Source organism: Pseudanabaena sp. CCNP1317, from assembly GCF_034931345.1.
GTDB classification, from domain to species: domain Bacteria; phylum Cyanobacteriota; class Cyanobacteriia; order Pseudanabaenales; family Pseudanabaenaceae; genus Pseudanabaena; species Pseudanabaena galeata.
In genome coordinates, this window is sequence record NZ_JAYGIF010000001.1 from 55,615 (window position 1) to 74,883 (window position 19,269).

The following is a 19,269-nucleotide window of genomic DNA, read 5'->3' on the forward strand; positions in this document are numbered from 1 at the left end:
TAATTCGCTCGTATCAGCATGGCGATCGCCTTTTTTAGCAGTTTGTCACAGTTTAAGTAAATTGACTGGGTAAGCTCTAATTGCTTCGTCTACTGTGGCGATCGCCATGTCATTTTGTATGGCTTGACAAATAAGCATTCTGTCAAAGGGATCTCGATGTAAAGATGGGAGCTTAGCTAGTTGAGTTACACTGGCTTGATCAAGATCGAGATTAAGAATTTGATGGCGATCGCAGTGTTTAGGGAAGTATATTTCAGGAGATTCTGGCAATAGTAGTTTACCTAACTGATATTTAACAATGGCTTCCCAAGTCGAAACAACGCTTAAATAAATTTCGTTGTCTAGGTCTTGAATGATTTCTTGCATATCTATCGTTAGTCGTTGATCACGACTGATAAACCATAAGAAAATATGTGTGTCTAACAAAATTTTCATTTTCCTTCAAAGGCTTGCAAAATTTCTTCTGGCAATGGTGCATCGAAGTCTTCGGGAACTACAAATTCTCCAGCGCATAAACCAAATGGGCGTTGTTTTTTACTCTTTGTTGTAACTGCTTTGGATAAGTTTTGATCTTTTAAGGTTTCTGATGGCTGGATGTCTTCAAGTGTATCTAGGTCTTCTGCAAGAATCCGAATTAGTTTAACTTTTTCTGTTACAGTGAGTTTTCGGGCGGCGGGTAGTAGTTCGGCGAGTGTCATTTTTTTACCTCCTATTCTGTTTTAATTACTGTGTATTCTTGTTCTGTTAGTGTAAATTCTGGATCGATCGCTTTTACTTCTTGATAGGTGAGTTTGTAAAGTTTGTAAACGAGGTTGTCGATCGCCTTTTCTAATTCACTCGTATCAGCATAGGTAAACTTCTTCGATTTATCTCAGCAAGGCTATAAATCCTGCTTGTTCAAAATGTTTATCATAGGCGATCGCTTCTAATATATTTTGTTGCTGCATGATTTGAAATGATGTGCAATCTGTATGACTCCAAGCTTGATCGGGACGTTGATCGTATAGCTCAAGAGCATTTTGAAATAGTGCGTCAGTCTGCAAAACCACTTCGATTTCAGGATTTGTAAAGGCGTGTTTGATAAATCTAACGGCTTTTTGTCGATAGGATTTACCTTTGCCAGAGAAGGCGTTGAGAAGTTCAGTAAATACCATTTCACTGGTAACTATGGGGGTTGAGATTAAGGTAACTGATATTTGTCGGGCTTTTTGATGTAGGTCATCGTCGGGGTTGAGTAGGGCAATCCAATAGCCTGTATCTGCAAATACTTTTTTCATGCTTGTTCTTTGGGTGTGCCGTATAGATAATGATCTAAATTTTTGGCAAGGTCTTTAGGAATATTTGTTTCTGTTGGGATCTCAGAATTGACTTGATCAATAAAGCTCAAAAAATCTGGAATATTAGATTCTTTGGTCTTGTGGATAGATTCTTGTTTGTAGTTTTCATTGGTTCGAGTTTTGATGAATAAAAAGAAGTTCAAGACTTCGCGCACTAGAAAGTCGGGCGCTTGATCGAGTTCATGGATTAGTTGTTCTTTGTCTGACATGGTATTTACTCCTATTATCTTTATTGTTTATGGAACTTTTAATTTTATTTGTATTACAGGCTTTACTCCATTTTAATTTCTGTGTATTCTTGTTCTGTTAGTTCAAATTCTGGATCGCTCGCTTTTACTTCTTGATAGGTGAGTTCGTAAAGTTTGTAAACGAGGTTGTCGATTTGTTGTTCTAATGCAGTGGTGTCTTTACCTTCGGATTTTAGAGTTACAACTTCATTAGCAACTTTATATATGGATGTCCCTTTTAATCTATCAATATTTGGAAGTGGAAGCTTTTTTATATAAGTAGCTTTAACTTGGGCAAAAGCTCTTCCGTCTGTTTCTTGAGAGATAAATTTATAAAAATAATCAAATAAATTAGAATTAATCAAAGCTAACACTAGGATTAAACTATATGGTTGATTTTGACGTGGAACAATAATATGTACAGTTTTATCACATAAATATTTGCTTGTATCGAGAGCCGCAATAATTTTATTTGAAGTTTGTCTATATACTATTTTGGGGTTAATTTGTAGGAATTCCTGTGAATATCTAAAGATATCAATTCCTTTAACTAAATAGTCATTGTAATTATGTCTCAAAAAATGGCTTGGCTCATTAATAAAATTTTTGGATATATCTTTACCTTTTATAAAAGGCAAATCTTTAATATCTTTTTGTTTTCCAGAATATAAAATTCTATCGCCAATAGAATTACCATCTCTCTTTTTACCCTTCCCTATACTCCAGTATTTAAAGCCGACATCTTTAACATAGAAAAACTCATCTAAATAGTTTTTGTTAAATCTATCAAGTAAATAATTAGACTCTTTAAATGCTTCTTCTGATGACAACTTTAGGGTAATATTTTTAACAATAGTTGAAGAGAAGTCTTCGTTACTCAATTTTAGTTTTGTGTTTTTATTGTCAATCTCATTTTGATTGATTTTTTTAAAAAATGAGATTGATACATACACAGTTGGATCACTAAATACTTTTGATTCTTTAAAACCAATTAATTCCATAATCCAAAAATACGAAGTGATTTCTTTTCGTAATGGTTTAAAATAATCTCCGTTAATGAATGTATTAGGAGTGATAAAACTAAGAGTTGATTTGTTTTTCAATAATTTAAAACATTTTTCAAAAAAAGCAACATACAGATCATTATTTCTCTTGAATGTTGGGAATTTATCTTCAAGTACTTTTTTCTCTTCAGTATCAAAAATGATTTTATATGGAGGATTACCAATTACAATATCAAATCCAACCTGATCGCAAACCCGCTCATTCATCACCTCTGGAAAATCCAACTTCCAATCAAAAAAGTTAAGCACACCATCAGGCTTAGCCCGTAACTTCTTTAACTGAGAGATCGTACTTTTCCATCCAAGCGTTTGTAAATGCTTCTTGGTTTCTTCCGCTAACTTTTTGCCTGTACCAATCGGCGCAGCCTCCAACCCGCGATCCTTAATCATCAACTCCAACTGACTGATTAACAAATCAATCTTGAGATCCCGAATCTCCGATGACAACTGCTTTTTATTGCTGTCAGGACTAAAAAACTCCCGTTGCTTCTCACCGATAGACCGCAAAATTCTCTCAGGCTTCGACACATCATAGAGAATATTTGTCTGCTTAATCCCCTTCATTCCCCAATCCAGATCAATCACCTGATCATCCAACTTACTCACCAAACTATTCCCCACCACAATCTTATAATCCAAATTCGGCAAAGGCTTCGGATCACTCTCATCCACAATCAAACTCAACCAAAACCGCAACCGCGCAATATCCACCGCCCCGCGCTCGATATCCACACCATAAATACTATTCTGAATAATATTTAACTTCACCTCCGAAGCCGCAAACCCATTTGCATTACCATGCACAATCCCATACAAAGTCTGCTTTGTCGTAAATATCTCATGCAACAATCCCATCGGAAACGCCCCCGAACCGATCGCAGGATCACAAATTTTCACCGCATCCAACGCCACATTGAACTTATCCGCATAGCCGCCAACCAACAACCTCTCATCATCACTCAAAGTCTTCTTCAACAACTTCTCAATCAAAACCCGATTAATCTGTTTAGTATTAGACTCAGCCTCCACAGGCACTTCTAACTCTAACTGACCCTCCCGCACCGTATTCTCAGAAAGCAAACTCGGCTGTTCAGGCTTACCAATAGTGACAAAACCCACCACTTTATAACCATTATTCTCAAACCAAGTCGTCAGATACTCGATCAAACTCTCCTGACACATATAATGCACAATCTCTTTCGGCGTATAAAAAGCCCCCTTATCCTTATTGTCTTCCAATAGATTCTCAAAAATATGTCCCAACATCTCAGGATCAACCGCCACAGTATGATCATTCGGATCATCCTCATAGATCGTGAAATTGTATTGATTGAAAAACTCAAACAGCTTCTCAAATAACTGCACAGGAAACACCAAACTACGATGAATCCGATCGTCTTCCTCAAACAAACCACCATTTAGATAAGGAATCCGACAAGGCTCCCCCGCAACCAACTCAATCACATCATGATCACGCTTCGTATTCAACGTATCAAAAAACAAAGGCGACAACAACTGCTCATAAAAAAGAGCCTTGTTCCGTTGAAACAAATCCGTCAAAAAATTAAAATCACCCTTCCCCCAAGCATCCCCAACCTTCACACCCAGCCAACCCTTCTTCTGGATAAAGTACAAAAACACAATCCGCCCCAACAACTTCTTACTAAAATCCCGAATCCCCTTCTCATCGCCCTTAAAAATTGTCTGATAACTATAAGGATCAGCAAGCATATGATTACAAAAATCCTCGTAATGCTTCTTATAATCACCAAAAAACACCTTAGAAAGCTTTTCCACCGAGAAGGCATCCTTCACATCATCTAAACTAACCCCGCGCCCCTTCTCCTGAATCTTCTCAAAACGACTCACCGCCGTCCGCACCGTTTCCCCCTCACCCAAAACATAGGTATAGCGCTTCGGTTCCGTCCCTGCAAATTCTGAGACATAAGTTAAGCGCCAATTGCGATCTTCAGGACGATGATAAACAATAAAAGCGGCAGCATAATTACCGTAATGTTTTCGCAACGCATTCCGTAATCCCACCCGATTACGTTCCAAAATAATTCCATCCGCTAGCGTCACCTCATACAGCACTATTTGTTTCTCAATTCCATCCTCATTAATCTTAATAAAACCCAATCTTTGAGCGCTAGTAGCAACATGGGTATCAACATCAACGCTATTGGGTTCTAGAAATAAGTCAGCGCCCACAAATACCCCAGCCAAAAACTGTTTCCAACTAGCTCGGTTATAAGCATTGCTAAATAGCTGTTTAATTTCAGGCATGACTAAGGAGATCGCTTCAAACTAAAATATTCATTAATCTTATCAGACTAAAATATTCATTAATCTTATCAGATATTTCATCACATTTTTAGGGCTGTCAATGCAAAATGTTAATATAAAAATAATTCAAAACGTAATCGTAAATTTATGAAACTTAAAGTCGTTATTCATGAAGCCGAAGAAGGCGGCTATTGGGCAGAAGTTCCTGCGATCGCTGGATGTGCAACACAGGGAGATACCTTTGAAGAACTATTACAAAATTTATATGAAGCCGTGGAAGGCTGTTTAAAAATATAAAATCTGCATTTTTTGGTGTTTTTACACTTTTTTAAAATAGCAATACATTTACTCCAGCCAAATTCTCGTACCACTGGTACGAGAATTACAATAACCTGATATTCTGCATGAACAAATTAAATTAGAATTTACACAAAAAAAATTGTAGGGGTAGAGCATTTGCGCGACAATTCATCAATTTTCCACAACAATTTCGATTCGCAAATGCTCTACCCTCTTGGCATTTAACATTTTTTTATTAACTAAAAGATTCTGAAAGAATTAACATCGGTTTTTCAGCTTTTCTCTTTTTGCCTTTTTCAAAATCAGACAGATTAATACTATAGCGATCGCAGATTTTATCAATCTCTAACAAGATCGCAGAATCTGGTTTTAAATTCTTTTTTCTCAGCTTATCAACCTCAGTAGTCAAATTAGCATATTTACCTATATTAATCAGATTCAACATTTTTTTTATGTTTTCCTTTTGTTGATCAGTAACTTGAGGACATTTAATAACAACTTCAGAAAGCCAATTCTTAGACCTCATAGCCACACCACCCAATGCTTCTGGATCGATTTGCGACTGCACTAACTCCTGCTCTAAACCTTCAAAATCAGCGATCGCTAAATTCACATGATCATGATGTTCCGCAATTAACTCAACCGCCTTCTCAGCTTGATCAGCCTCAAAAATCTTAAAGGCAGCGATCGCCGTAATCTCTTTCGGTTGATGATCACTACCCACCCAATAAAACTCAAACTTTTGTGAAGTTTTGAGAAAAGCCACCGTACCATTTTGAGACTCAGGCTTATTAATAGCGATCACATTACGTCCAACCCGTGATTTGAGAGGTAGCTTTTTAATGCGATCGAACCAATCTTTATTCTTCTTTTTAAAATTACGCAAGAAAAACAAAAACTTTAATCTTTCATCTTCTTCTTCCTTAAAATTGCGACTAAAAAGCGATACCTCATCTAGAATTTCTTCAGTAGAAAATACCTGATTATCTTCACCAAAAGCAGTATGAAAAGCCTGAATTTTCATAAACGCTGTCTTATTTAATTTAATCTGTTCATCCCCCTGTGCCGAAGGATAAAACACATAATTATAAATAGTATCGGCTCTCGTACCAATCCGATTAACTCGCCCAATCCTTTGCATTAACTTAGTCGAATTCCAAGGCGTATCGTAATGAATAACCACATTAGAGCGATGTAAGTTAACCCCCTCCGCCAAGACCTCAGTTGTCAGAATAATATTATAATTATTCACCTGTTTAGTAGCTTCCCAATTAGCATCAAAATTACTAGTGATCGTCTCATATAACTGCTTTCTATTCTTACTAGAAACGACCAATACGTCCTTACGACCTTGATTTTGCAAAACATCAGCCAAATAATCCAAAGTATCCTTTGATTCCGAAAATATAACTAACTTTCCTTCTAAATTAGTCTCTGGATTAAAAAACAAATTATCTAAATTAGCAACAAAAATATCCAACTTAGGATCATTATCTACAGCCTCCCACCTACTTAGTAACTCTCGTAATAATTCCGCATCATTTTTTAAATTATCAATAAATTCTGGCTTAAAGTCGTCTTTACTAAAAGTTTGATTCTTGGGATTTTCTTCCGCTAATTCCTCAATCTTTTTCTCAATATCCTCATCACTCCAACCATCATTTAACAACTTATTCACATTAGTATCAGGAGCAATAAATACCTTATCATTCTCAAACATCACAATCATGCGATCAGTTGCTTTTTTGAAATTGCGTAACGAATTTCTAAACGCATCAAAACTACTTTCTAAGCGCTTGACCAACTGCGTTTTCATGATAAAAGCTAAAGACTTAGAAACTGTTTCCGCATTCTCATAATATTTCTTTTGAATGTCGGGATGTAAACCAGCGATCGCCTGATAGCGGCTATAGTTTAATTTTTCTTTGTTAGTGAGATAGAAAACAGTTGTATGAAACAAAGTATTTAACTTGTCATCCATCACATATTCCACCTTTTGCGGTGGTTCTACCTTCGGAAATTTAATCCCCTGCGCCTCTAAATCAAGTTTATAATCATCATTATTTTCTAAATCTTTGCGCGTTCTCCTCACCGTAATTGGTTCAATTACATTCTTACGGATTTTCCCATAGATTTCCCTGAGTTTATTTACATCTAGCTCATCAAAACGCTTTAATTCCTTATACTGCTCCATCAATGGATTAAAAAATCTCGTTAAGTTCGTAACCTCTAAAGTTGATTGTCTCGCATCTTGAAACATTTGAATCTGATAAAAAATATCATCAGGTCGATTATTTAAAGGCGTGGCTGACACCAAAATCACTTTTTTCTGTAGTCCAGAAATAAATCCCTTATTCACTCTAGGACTTTTACAAATCAACTGCAAATTTTGAAAAGCTCCCGTCGTATGATTCCGAAACTTATGCGCCTCATCCGCTATCACCAAATCGTACTCTTCTTTATTCCAATAGTCCTGATGTCCATTAATAATCTTATCCAAACTTCCATTAGTAATAAATTTAGTATATTTATCAATATCAAAATATTTAAAAGTATCTTTCCAATTCTTCTCAACTGCTGGCGGATACACAACCAATATTTTTGTATTATCCCGACCATTTTTGCTCAAAAACTTTTTTGCAACCATCGCCGCAATCACCGTCTTACCTAAGCCCACAACATCAGCCAAAATAAAACCATTATGCTTAATCAGCATATTAAAACCTTCATTCACCGCATCAACCTGATAAGAAAGCTTCTTAAAGTTTTGCGGTAAATCCCCAATCGAATCAGGATCATAATCAACATTACTAGCAAAATATTCAGCCAACAGTTTGATATATAACTCAAATGGAGTAGTATCTTCATTCAGATAAGTTTTCTTCTTCATCCCCTGAAGATCGACTGGCAAAATATCAACAGATTCAGCCCAAAGTTTTTCAAATTCATCAGTCGCAAACTTCACATCAGCATATTCTCCCAGTTGAACATTGAATTCATAATTAAAAAAGTTACCGCCACCAAGCCCCGCATCCGTAAGATTTGAAGAGCCTGTTATTGCGATCGCAGGTGTATGTTCATTAAATGGCTCAGGACGTAAAATATAAACCTTAGCGTGAATTTTCTTGTCGGGATGCGCTTTAACTTCAATCTTTTTTTGAATTATGTCATCAATAAATTGCAAAATCCCCATTTCCGTAGCTCTGTCATAACTTGCTTCCGCAATATCTTTCTGAATTCCTTCAATAAATTCGTCTCTAGTCTTATCGTGATTCTTAAAAAATTCTAGTCCTGATTTTTGCGCTTCGGCAAGCAAGCGATCAACATTAATTCCCACCAATATCCTGATTTTAGGAACCCTATCTAAAAAAGGTCTAACTCTAAAATAACCAGACGCTCTAAAATAGCCAACCAAAGCATCAAAATATTCGATATTCGGATTATAGGTAAATACTCCTTCAAACTTTTTGATTAAAGTATTTTCTTCGTTATTCGTAAAAAACTTGGTTGACATATAGCCTATTGAGGATTTAAGTAGAAATTTTTTGTGGACGAGGCAAAGCCTCGCCCACAAAAAATTTCTTTGGATTTTAATTTAGCGCAAAGCGCTACCTATCACCGCGTGTTAGCATTATTATTTGACGGGTGTTTTCGTTTAGGCTAACCCAGCACCGCTTTAGACCAATATTAATTTCAGACAATCAGCACAGAAGCTTAGCAAAATGACCAACTTGTTTCCCATCCTCGCCGCATCCGATCCCCTTGTCGCAGGCTTTATCGGCAAAGAAATCGAAAGACAGCGCAATAATATCGAACTCATTGCCAGCGAAAATTTTACATCCCTTGCAGTTATGGCAGCACAGGGATCAGTATTGACCAACAAATATGCTGAAGGACTTCCCAACAAGCGCTATTACGGTGGTTGTGAATTTGTAGACGAGATCGAATCGATCGCCATTGAGCGCATCAAAGAATTGTTCGGCGCAGCCCATGCCAATGTCCAACCCCACTCTGGCGCACAGGCTAACTTTGCAGTATTTCTAACCCTCCTCAAACCAGGAGATACCTTCTTGGGTATGGACTTGTCCCACGGCGGACACTTGACCCACGGTTCCCCTGTGAACGTATCAGGTATGTGGTTTAACAAAGTCCATTACGGCTTAAATAAAGAAACTGAGCAGTTAGATTTTGATTTAATTCGTGATCTTGCCTTGCAACATAAGCCCAAATTAATTATTTGCGGTTACTCGGCATATCCAAGGATTATTGATTTTGTTAAATTTAGAGCGATCGCGGATGAAGTGGGCGCATACTTGATGGCAGATATCGCTCACATTGCGGGACTAGTTGCCTCTGGACATCATCCTAACCCCATCCCCTACTGTGATGTTGTCACCACCACTACTCACAAAACTCTACGTGGCCCTCGCGGTGGCTTGATCATGACTCGTGATGCTGCTCTCGGTAAAAAGTTTGATAAATCAGTTTTTCCAGGTTCTCAAGGTGGCCCCCTCGAACATGTGATCGCCGCTAAAGCTGTTGCCTTTGGTGAAGCCTTGCGTCCTGAGTTCAAAACCTATTGCGGACAAGTGATTGCCAATTCTCAAGCCCTTGCTGCTCAATTGCAAGAACGTGGTTTGAAGTTAGTTTCCAATGGTACTGACAACCATTTGTTGCTGGTCGATTTACGCTCTATCGGTATGACTGGCAAAGTTGCTGACCTATTAGTAAGTGGTATCAATATCACTGCCAACAAAAATACAGTTCCATTCGATCCTGAATCACCTTTTGTGACCAGTGGTTTGCGTCTTGGTTCTCCTGCAATGACTTCTCGCGGCTTGAAGGAAGTTGACTTCCGCGAAATCGCCAATATCATCGCCGATCGCCTACTAAGCCCAGACAGCGATGCAGTCCAAGCTGATTGTATTGCTAGAGTTCAAGCTCTATGCGATCGCTTCCCTCTCTATCCTGAACTGGAGTATCCGACAATTAGCTCTAAAGAACCTGCTCTAGCAGCCTAATACCAATTCAAGAAAGTGTGGCAACACTTTTGGGGATTTTTAAAAGCACAAAATGGCGTAGCCATTTTGTGCTTTTGTATTACGCCTTAGACTCTAAGACAAAAACTGACTCTTGTTCTGCAAGTTTCTGTCTGGGAACCATGAATTTACCAAACTTGGCATAGACAGAAGGAATCACTAACAAGGTCAAGGCGGTGGAGGTACATAAACCACCCAAAACCACGATCGCTAGAGGCTGCAAAATCTCATTGCCCGAACTGCCAGAGATGGCTAGAGGCAACATGCCTAGCGCCGAGGTAAGCGCAGTCATCAGGATCGCATTAATTCTCTCTAGGGAGCCTTTAGAGATAGCTTCTTTGATCGGCATACCTTCGAGAAACTTATTGTTGTAGTTATCCACTAGCAATAAACCATTACGGACAGCGACACCAAATAGGGTAATAAATCCAATCAGCGAAGCGATGGAAATGACTTTACTAGTGATGGCGATCGAGACAATGCCACCAACTAGAGCTAGGGGCAAGTTAACCATGATCGAGATCGCCGCAGGAAGGGACTTCACAGAGAAGAACATCAACACCGCAATGATGATCGCCGCAAGGATGCTGTACCAAAATAGGTTATTGGTGGCTCGTTGCTCAGATTCAAACTGTCCGCCGTATTGGATGAAGTAACCATTGGGAAGTTGCACTTTTTGCTGAATCTGGGCTTGGATATCGCCGACAACACTACCCAAATCACGATTCGCCACGTTTGCCGAAACTACGATTAGGCGAGAAACATTTTCACGGTTGACCACATTTGCACCCATACCGTACTCCACTTTCGCTACATCTCCAAGCGCGATCGTTTGACCAGTCGGAGCAGTCAATGGAATCGCCCGAATCGCATCTATGTTATTACGAGCATTGTCAGCAAGGGAAACTGTGACATCAATTAATTGCTGATTTTGAGCAAGTTGTGACACAACACGACCATTGAGAGCCGTTTCTACAACTTCTGACACCTGCGCCATCGTCAAGCCGTAGGTTGCTGCTGCCGTGCGATCGTATTCAATTTGAACTTGGCGAATTGGTAGCTGTGGCTCTAGCTGTAAATCGACAAGTCCATTAATCGGTTGGATCACATCGCGCACTTGTTCGCCAATTTTGCGAAGTTCAACCAAGTCAGAACCAAAGATTTTGACCGCGATCGCACTTCTAACACCCGACAGCACTTCATCCATACGGTGGGAGATAAAACCACCGATATTAGGAGCAACTCCTGGCAAATTGGTAAAGGCTTCGCGCAATTGTTTGATGCTTTCCTCACGATTTTTTAACGCAGCGTCACTGAGTTCGACATCCACATGAGCCATGCTCACACCCGCACCATCGGCATCCCCAGGGGCGCGTCCCGATCGCACTTGCACCCAATCAAATAGGGGATTGCCCTTGAGGGAAGTATAGAGCGCTATCCCTGCCCGATTGGTCATGTCGAGAGACACACCAGGGAAGAGAACCATCGAATTAACCATTGATTTTTCTTGGAACTCTGGCAAGAAGACTCGACCAAGAGAAGGTACGATCGCCACAGCCGCAACTAGCGCTGCAAGAGCGATACCCAGAATAATTTGTGGTGTGCGAATTGAAATATTTAACAAAGGGCGATAGAGCCGTTCGGCTAAACGGGAAACAAAAGTACCTTCTTGCGGCAGGGTTTGACCTGCTAATAAAATCGCACAAAGGGCTGGGGAAAGGGTCATGGCGACAAGGGTAGAGGCAGCGATCGAGATCAAATAAGCCAATCCCATTGGTGCAAAAATGCGTCCTTCTACACCCGTAAGACTAAAAATTGGCGCAAACACCACCACGATAATTACGGTGGAAAAGATCACCGCCAAACGGACTTCTACCGATGTGTCATAGACAACTTGGAAAGGATGCTTAGGATTGCCCTGTGCTTGGTTTGTCCGCATTCCTCGATAGCAGTTTTCCATATCCACGATCGAGTCATCGACAACAGAGCCGATCGCTACGACTAAGCCGCCCAAGGTCATGGTATTGATGCCTAAACCAACTGCCTTCATGATCATCAATCCAATCAGCAAAGATAGAGGAATCGCGCTCAGGGTAATTACCGCCGTCCGCCAATTCATCAAAAATAGCAGCATAATCACCGACACGATGATAATTCCCTCAATCAGAGAGCCGCTCACATTCTTAATCGCTGCATCAATAAAATTTGACTGACGGAAGGTTCTCGCTAACTGAACATCCGCAGGAAAAGTCTTCTGTAAAGATGCCATCACCGCTTCAACCGATCGCGTTACCGTGGGCGTGTCGATTTCGGGCTGCTTATTGATCATCATCACGATCGCAGGTTGACCATTAAAACTGCCATCGCCACGTTTTAATGCAGCACCCGTTTTAACTTGGGCAACATCGCGCAACAGGATCGGCTTACCATCATTAACCTTCACCACTGACTGTTGCAGATCACGAATGGAATTGACTTTACCTATCCCCCTGACTAGCACCTCTTGACCACCACCAATCAGGAACCCCGCAGGAGCGCTAGAGTTTGCACCCTTAGCGGCTGCGGCTACTTCATTGAGAGATACATTTAGCGATCGCAGTTTGGCAGGATCGACTAGCACCTGTTCTTGACGCTCATCACCTCCATAAACAGTTACCTGCGTCACCCCTGCCACTGACAGGATCTGATTTTTGAGCGTGCTGTCAACAAGACGGCGCAAATCCATTAATGAAGTTTTGCCTTGACCGTTCACTGTAAAGGCATATTGCAAAATCGTACCTAGCGGCGAAGCGAGGGGCGAAATTTCGGGCGGATGCACGTTTTCAGGCAGTTGGTTCATGACCTGTTGCAAGCGCTCTGTCACTGACTGACGCGCTTTGTAAATGTCAGCATCTTGATCGAAGACCACATTCACCATCGACAGCCCCACCTTGGAGGACGATCGCACAATCGTCACCCCTGGTAAGCCATTGACAGCGCTCTCGATGGGGATCGTGATTTGCGATTCCACTTCTTCAGGCGCGAGTCCCGTTGCTTCAGTGTGGATATCAACTTGAGGCGGTGCAAATTCGGGGAAAACGTCCAACGGCATTTGCGTAATCGTGAAAACGCCCCATACCGTTACCACAATTGCACAGGTGACAATCAGCCAACGCTGAGCGATCGAGTTTTTGAGGGTTTGATTGAGCAGAGAATTAAACATCTAGATTAAGAAACCATTTAATAATTACTTGCTGCGGTCAAAAGTTCTAAGAGATCCCCCTCAATCCCCCTTAAAAAGGGGGAAGAATTTGAATTCTCCCCCCTTTTTAAGGGGGGCTGGGGGGGATCTAGACAATTCTTAAATGGTTTCTAAGAGTCTCCCTTCTTGCCCTTGCCACGAGTCGCTGTGAAAGCAATCACACCTGTGGCAACTAATAATGCACCGCCACCTACAATTGATGCTTGCATGATTGGAAATTCCCCTTCCGTGCTGTTGCAGTCGTGTTATTTGCAGTCGTGTTATTCGCAGGAGCATTGTTTGCAGACGTGTTAGTTACGGTCGCATCGGTTTTGGTAATTGGTGCTGCTGATGGACTCGCAGCAGTATTGGTGGGCTTAGTTTTGCGAGACTCGGCATAGAGGGTGAGACTGCCTTGAGTGACCAGCTTTTCGCCAACGGACAGACCTTCGGTAATCTCAATTAAATCTCCTTTAGAGGAGCCAGTTTTCACAGGCACTGGCTCATAGAAATTTTCATACTGCACAAAAACTAGCTGCTTGCCATCGACATCCACCAGCGCCGTCATAGGAATCAACACTGCTTTGGCGCTGACAACTTCAGGGGCGATCGCCTTGACTTCAATGCCCAACTGTTTATCGGTAGGAGCATTTACCTTTACCCTCTCGATGCCGCCCGTTGCCTGAAATTCATCGCCATGTCCCACATGGGCTAAGGCGATCGCAGTGGTACTCAGGGTCAAAGCTGCCGCCAATAGTGGGCTAAATATAGAACTAAATAGAGAAAACTTTTTCATGGGATATCCTCACAAGCAATTAATAATTCAATGAACTTAATAAATTATTAAGTAGTTTGCCAGAGGTGCAATGAAACTTAGATGAAATCAAGTCAAAACCCCAAAAGTGTGAGGCGGTGCGCCGCGCCACCTCACACTTTTGGGATTGATATATGCTTACAATCTTGTCAGCATATATCAATCCTATTTCATTTGTGAGAAAGGCAAGGGGCTTAAGCCCATTGTTATAAGCTTCTGTTTCTCATAATTCATTTAGGATTGCTATATATATCTTTGGTTAATCGATAGGATCGATTTTTTGGACTAGGCTCGCCCAGAGAATGATGGGCAGTCCTGCCACAAGGCTTAAAGCACCTTGGGTAAAAGTTAGAGGTTGCGTCTCAAAAAGTTCATTCATCACAGCCCATTGACTGAATAGAACCTGTAAAATTCCTAGCCCGATCGCACCGATCGCAGGAGCATAACTTAGCTGGCGACGCTTTCCGCGCAGCTTGGCGACAAGATTGGGGACTAAACTGCTGATACTTAACAGATAGAAGATTTCTGAAGATACTAAGGCATTGATGGCGATCGTTCTGGCAATATCTGGATCATTGGTAGATCGTAAGCCCCAATCAAACATCCCAAAAGTGACAATGCAGTTCCAAACCGAAATAATCAATATGCGAAGCAGTAAACCTCTCGAAAGTAATGCCTCATTAGGATCGCGGGGTGGTCTTTGCATAGCGCTCTGAGATTTTGGTTCAAAGGCTAGGGGCAGAGATAGGGCGATCGCACTGACTAGATTTATCCAGAGAATTTGGACGGGAACAATGGGTAGCACCGTTCCCAGTAATATGCCTAATAGTATCGTCAATGACTCGCCGCCGCTAATCGGCAAGATAAACCCGATCGCACGGCGGAGATTGCGATAAACAGTACGTCCTTCTTCTACGGCTGTGCGAATTGAGGCAAAATTATTGTCGGTCAACACCATTTGCGCCGCTTCCTTAGCGACTTCTGTTCCCATTCCCATCGCCACGCCGATATCTGCTTGCTTTAAGGCAGGAGCATCATTGACTCCATCGCCTGTCATCGCCACAATCTCACCCTTAGCCTGTAATGCTTCCACCAGTCGCAGTTTCTGTTCTGGGGCGACCCGCGCAAATACATCCGTGGATTCGACCGCATAGCGCAAATCATCGGGGGGCATTTGCGAAAGTTCGTAACCCGTGAGTGCAGTCTGGACTTTTTGTAAACCAATCAACTGGGCGATCGCCTTGGCTGTCGTGGGATGATCGCCCGTAATCATCTTCACTTGGATACCTGCGTTGTGGCAATCACGAACGGCGGCGATCGCTTCGGGACGAGGCGGATCAATCATGCCTTGCAAACCCAGAAAAATGAGATCCTGTTCTAAATCCTCTGGCTCGATGGTTTCAACCTCAATGGTTTCCGCATGGTTTGCAATTACTTTCTTAGCAAAGGCAAGCACCCGTAATCCCTGTTTAGACATCGCTTCTGCTTGTTGCTGTGCTTGATTAAGGTCTAACGGAATTTGCTCTGACTGCGGCTGTAGTAAATTGAGACAGCGTGGCAAAATCGCTTCAATGGAACCCTTGATATAAACAACGCGGGTTCCTTCATGTTCGTGCAAAGTCGCCATGTACTGGGTTTTGGAACTAAAGGGCAGTACATCTAGGCGCGGCAGTTCTGTCTCGAGGCGATCGCGATCTAGTCCCGCTTTTCCAGCCGCTACCAGCAAGGCTCCCTCAGTGGGATCACCAACAACTTCCCATTGATCATCATCAAGCTGAAGATGCGCGTCATTGCATAGTAGTCCTGCTTGGAGACATTCCCGCAGTGCTTGATTGGTGGCAAGATCCACTAGCTGCTGATTGCTCAAAATCTGCCCTTCAGGAGCATAACCAACCCCAGTCACCCCATAGGACAACCCACCTGCCACAATTTCTTGAACCGTCATTTGGTTTTTGGTCAGGGTTCCCGTTTTATCGGAACAGATCACGGTGGTACTGCCCAAGGTTTCCACGGCGGGAAGTTCGCGCACGATCGCATTGCGTTTTGCCATCCGCGATACCCCACTCGCCAGCATAATCGTGACGATCGCAGGTAAGCCCTCTGGAACAGCACTTACCGCCAAGGCGACAGCCGCTTTGAAGGTTTCAAAAAAATCGCCGCCGCGCCCCAGCCCGATCGCCAGAGTCATCGCCGCCAGTCCTAAAACTGCATAGAGTAAAGTTCGGCTTAGCTTGTCAATCTTGCGGGTTAGCGGCGTTTTCAGATTAGTGGAATGCTGCATCAGTTGAGCGACTCGCCCTGTCTCAGTCTGATCGGCGATCGCCACCACAAAGCCCATGCCTTGCCCTGCTGTCACCAAGCTCCCCGCATAAACCATATTCAGGCGATCGGCAAGCAAAATCTCTGAGTCTATGGGTTCTATGATTTTCATGATTGGCACTGACTCACCCGTCAGCCCCGATTCATCAATCTGCAAATCAAAGGTATCGGTAAGGCGCAGATCTGCTGGTACTTTATCTCCTGCCGCCAGCACCACCAAGTCGCCAATGGTTAATTCACGGGACGAAATCTGTAATTTCTGATCGTCCCGCAGTACGGTCGCACTCACGGTAACAACCTCCGCAAGAGCGGCGATCGCATTTTCTGCCTTTGCTTCCTGAATGAATCCAATCACGGCGTTACCGACTGCCACTGCAAAAATCACACCTGCATCCACAGGTTCTTTAAATAGGGCTGTGACTGTTGCCGCCACTAGCAAAATATATTGGACTGGCTGCTGAAATTGCTTAATAAATCGCTGCCAAATGCTTTCTTTGGATTGATTAGTGAGGCGATTTAAGCCATATTCGGTCTGTCGATTGACCACCTCTTCAGAGGTTAAACCACAATCCGAATCACTTCCCAGAATTTGAGATACTTTCTCTACGGTTAGATGATGCCACGGGTGAGGTAATAAAATGAGAGATGCTTCCTCCAAAAAAACTCAACAATTTTGTGGATAAAGATCGCTAATCAAGATTGTTAATCGAAAATAGCGATCGTCACGGTTTTTAGCAAATAAAACTAATTGCTAAAAATATTGCACAACATCCTAAAGAAATATTCAAGCCCCCTAGGTTGAGGTTTTAGCCTTAATTTTCATTTATAGCTATCGCCAAGTGTAGACATAAAACCCAAGAAGAGAATGGCGGCGCGAAGCGCCGCCATTCTCTTCTTGGGTTTTGCTTTTGCCCTAACACTATCGACAGCAGCTATACCGATGGATTAGCAGCAACCTTAGAAACTAGAACCTTATCAACCCTTGTACCATCCATATCCATGACTTCAAACCTTAAGCCATGCCACTCAAAATGCTCACCCGTGCGCGGAATCCGCTTGAGCGAATAAATTGCAAAGCCGCCGAGGGTATGGTAATCATCGGTTTGAATCTCAGGCAGAGAGATGTTATCGCTTGATAAAACATCCCTAAATTCATCAATCGAGAGCAATCCATCTAATAGCCAAGAACCATCTTCCCTTTGCACGGCAGTGGGATCATCGGGATTCTCTATGGATGGCAAGTCACCGACGATCGCTTCCATGAGGTCATTTAGGGTTACTAATCCCTCAACGCCGCCGTACTCATCGGTTACTAAGGCAATATGTACACCAGTTTGCTTAAACTGCTCTAGAAGTTTAAGAGCGCGAGTACTTTCAGCAACATAAACAGGTGGCTGAATTAAGGATTCTAAGGAAACGTTATTTTGATTTTGATCGGTTAAACAGGCAGATAATAGACTGCTCCCCCGCACAATTCCCAAACATTGATCAATGCTGTCACGACCAACGGGAAACCGTGAATAGGGACTATTGATCACTTCATCAAGGGTTTCAGATAGGGGAGACTCAACATCTAGCCAAACGATCTCTGTACGCGGTGTCATTAATCCTTTAACAGAGCGATCGCCAAGGCGAAAGATCCGTTCTACCATTTCCTGCTCCGACTCCTCAAACATTCCCGTATCAGCACCTTGGCGAATCATCATCTTGATTTCTTCTTCCGTAACCGATGGCTCATCCGATGCTTTGATTCCCAACACTTTGAGCAGCAAATCTGTAGAAATACTCAATAAATAAACTAGCGGCGAAGCGATCTTTGACAACAACCGCATCGGCTTAGCAACTGTACAAGCAATTTGCTCAGGATCATTCAGGGCAATCCGTTTGGGGACTAGCTCTCCGATTACAAGAGACAGAAATGTAATCACACCGACCACGATCCCCACGCTCAGCCCGTCTTTGTAAGATTGCAAAAAAGGAATTGCGTCAAGGACTAATGCTAAACGGGCCGCGAGGGTTGCCCCAGCCACTGCCCCACTCAAAACACCAATTAAAGTAATGCCGATCTGCACAGTGGAGAGAAAATCATTAGGATCTTGAGCTAACTTCAGAGCGACTCTGGCTTTTGCGTTGCCTTGGTTAGCCGACTGCTCTAAACGCACCTTCCGCGCCGAAATCACGGCAATTTCCGATCCTGAAAAGACTCCATTAGCAATAATGAGTAGAAGCACAAAAATTATCTCGGTGGCAATTTCAGACATAACTGACTCTGTAATCCGCAAATAATAAATAACGCGATGATCTTAATATAACGAGAGTTCAATATAGCGTAGCCATTTTGTGTTTTGGTATTCTTAGTTAAAATACATCTATGGCAAAAATATCTCTGTGCGATCGCTGTAATTTTTACTCTCACAGCCAGCTTTTGGTCTGTGCAGTACATCCTTATGGGCCAGAGTGGGGAATTTGCTCGGATTTTGCCTCAGCAGAATTATGGGAACCTGATGATCCCCACAGCTATGATCCTGACATGGAATCAGAATGTGGCTGGCATCCCATCTTTACAGGCAAATGCCCAGAATGTCGCACTCCTTTTTCGCGAATGCGGATACCACCTGAGCAATGGCGTTGCAAATGCTGTGGCTGGGAAGATGATTTGTAAT

Annotated in this window: 13 protein-coding genes; 3 read left to right on the forward strand and 10 right to left on the reverse strand. The window is 42.1% G+C overall.

The window, feature by feature from the left end:
• Positions 1-45 precede the first annotated feature (45 nt).
• The 5 genes from VB775_RS00230 to VB775_RS00250 form a co-directional block, all read right to left on the reverse strand.
• Entirely contained in the window at positions 46-435 is a 390-nt protein-coding gene (locus tag VB775_RS00230; protein WP_281007534.1) for a type II toxin-antitoxin system VapC family toxin, read from the reverse strand.
• Complete coding sequence (locus VB775_RS00235) at positions 432-698, reverse strand: hypothetical protein (RefSeq protein ID WP_281007533.1); 267 nt, start codon at positions 696-698, stop codon at positions 432-434. Before VB775_RS00235 ends, VB775_RS00230 begins: the two co-directional genes overlap by 4 nt.
• A gap of 168 nt (positions 699-866) precedes the next feature.
• On the reverse strand, positions 867-1,277 hold the full coding sequence (locus VB775_RS00240; protein ID WP_281007532.1) for a type II toxin-antitoxin system VapC family toxin: 411 nt from the start codon (positions 1,275-1,277) through the stop codon (positions 867-869).
• A complete protein-coding gene (locus tag VB775_RS00245; protein ID WP_281007531.1) occupies positions 1,274-1,546 on the reverse strand; it encodes a hypothetical protein in 273 nt (90 codons plus the stop codon). Before VB775_RS00245 ends, VB775_RS00240 begins: the two co-directional genes overlap by 4 nt.
• A gap of 62 nt (positions 1,547-1,608) precedes the next feature.
• Positions 1,609-4,914: an Eco57I restriction-modification methylase domain-containing protein gene (locus VB775_RS00250; RefSeq protein WP_281007530.1), complete on the reverse strand. Its 3,306-nt coding sequence runs from the start codon at positions 4,912-4,914 to the stop codon at positions 1,609-1,611.
• Positions 4,915-5,061: 147 nt separating this feature from the next.
• Between VB775_RS00250 and VB775_RS00255 the strand changes: the two genes are divergently transcribed.
• On the forward strand, positions 5,062-5,211 hold the full coding sequence (locus VB775_RS00255; protein WP_281007529.1) for a type II toxin-antitoxin system HicB family antitoxin: 150 nt from the start codon (positions 5,062-5,064) through the stop codon (positions 5,209-5,211).
• A 238-nt stretch (positions 5,212-5,449) separates the two neighbouring features.
• Here VB775_RS00255 and VB775_RS00260 read toward each other — a convergent pair whose 3' ends face one another.
• A complete protein-coding gene (locus VB775_RS00260; RefSeq protein ID WP_281007528.1) occupies positions 5,450-8,728 on the reverse strand; it encodes a helicase-related protein in 3,279 nt (1,092 codons plus the stop codon).
• Positions 8,729-8,936: 208 nt separating this feature from the next.
• Between VB775_RS00260 and glyA the strand changes: the two genes are divergently transcribed.
• Positions 8,937-10,235 carry a serine hydroxymethyltransferase gene (gene glyA / locus VB775_RS00265; protein ID WP_281007527.1) on the forward strand — a complete coding sequence of 433 codons (1,299 nt, stop codon included), beginning with the start codon at positions 8,937-8,939 and terminating at the stop codon, positions 10,233-10,235.
• Positions 10,236-10,314: 79 nt separating this feature from the next.
• Here glyA and VB775_RS00270 read toward each other — a convergent pair whose 3' ends face one another.
• From VB775_RS00270 to VB775_RS00285, 4 genes are all read right to left on the reverse strand, one after another.
• Positions 10,315-13,455, reverse strand: coding sequence for an efflux RND transporter permease subunit (locus VB775_RS00270; RefSeq protein ID WP_281007526.1), 3,141 nt, complete (start codon positions 13,453-13,455; stop codon positions 10,315-10,317).
• A gap of 229 nt (positions 13,456-13,684) precedes the next feature.
• Positions 13,685-14,269 (reverse strand): cobalt transporter, encoded by a 585-nt coding sequence (locus tag VB775_RS00275; RefSeq protein WP_281007525.1) that lies wholly within the window; start codon positions 14,267-14,269, stop codon positions 13,685-13,687.
• A 277-nt stretch (positions 14,270-14,546) separates the two neighbouring features.
• Positions 14,547-17,264, reverse strand: coding sequence for a cation-translocating P-type ATPase (locus VB775_RS00280; RefSeq protein ID WP_281007524.1), 2,718 nt, complete (start codon positions 17,262-17,264; stop codon positions 14,547-14,549).
• Positions 17,265-17,538: 274 nt separating this feature from the next.
• Complete coding sequence (locus tag VB775_RS00285; RefSeq protein WP_281007523.1) at positions 17,539-18,867, reverse strand: hemolysin family protein; 1,329 nt, start codon at positions 18,865-18,867, stop codon at positions 17,539-17,541.
• Between the two features lie 110 nt (positions 18,868-18,977).
• Between VB775_RS00285 and VB775_RS00290 the strand changes: the two genes are divergently transcribed.
• Positions 18,978-19,268, forward strand: a complete 291-nt coding sequence (locus tag VB775_RS00290) for a hypothetical protein (protein ID WP_281007522.1) — start codon at positions 18,978-18,980, stop codon at positions 19,266-19,268.
• Position 19,269: the final 1 nt, after the last annotated feature.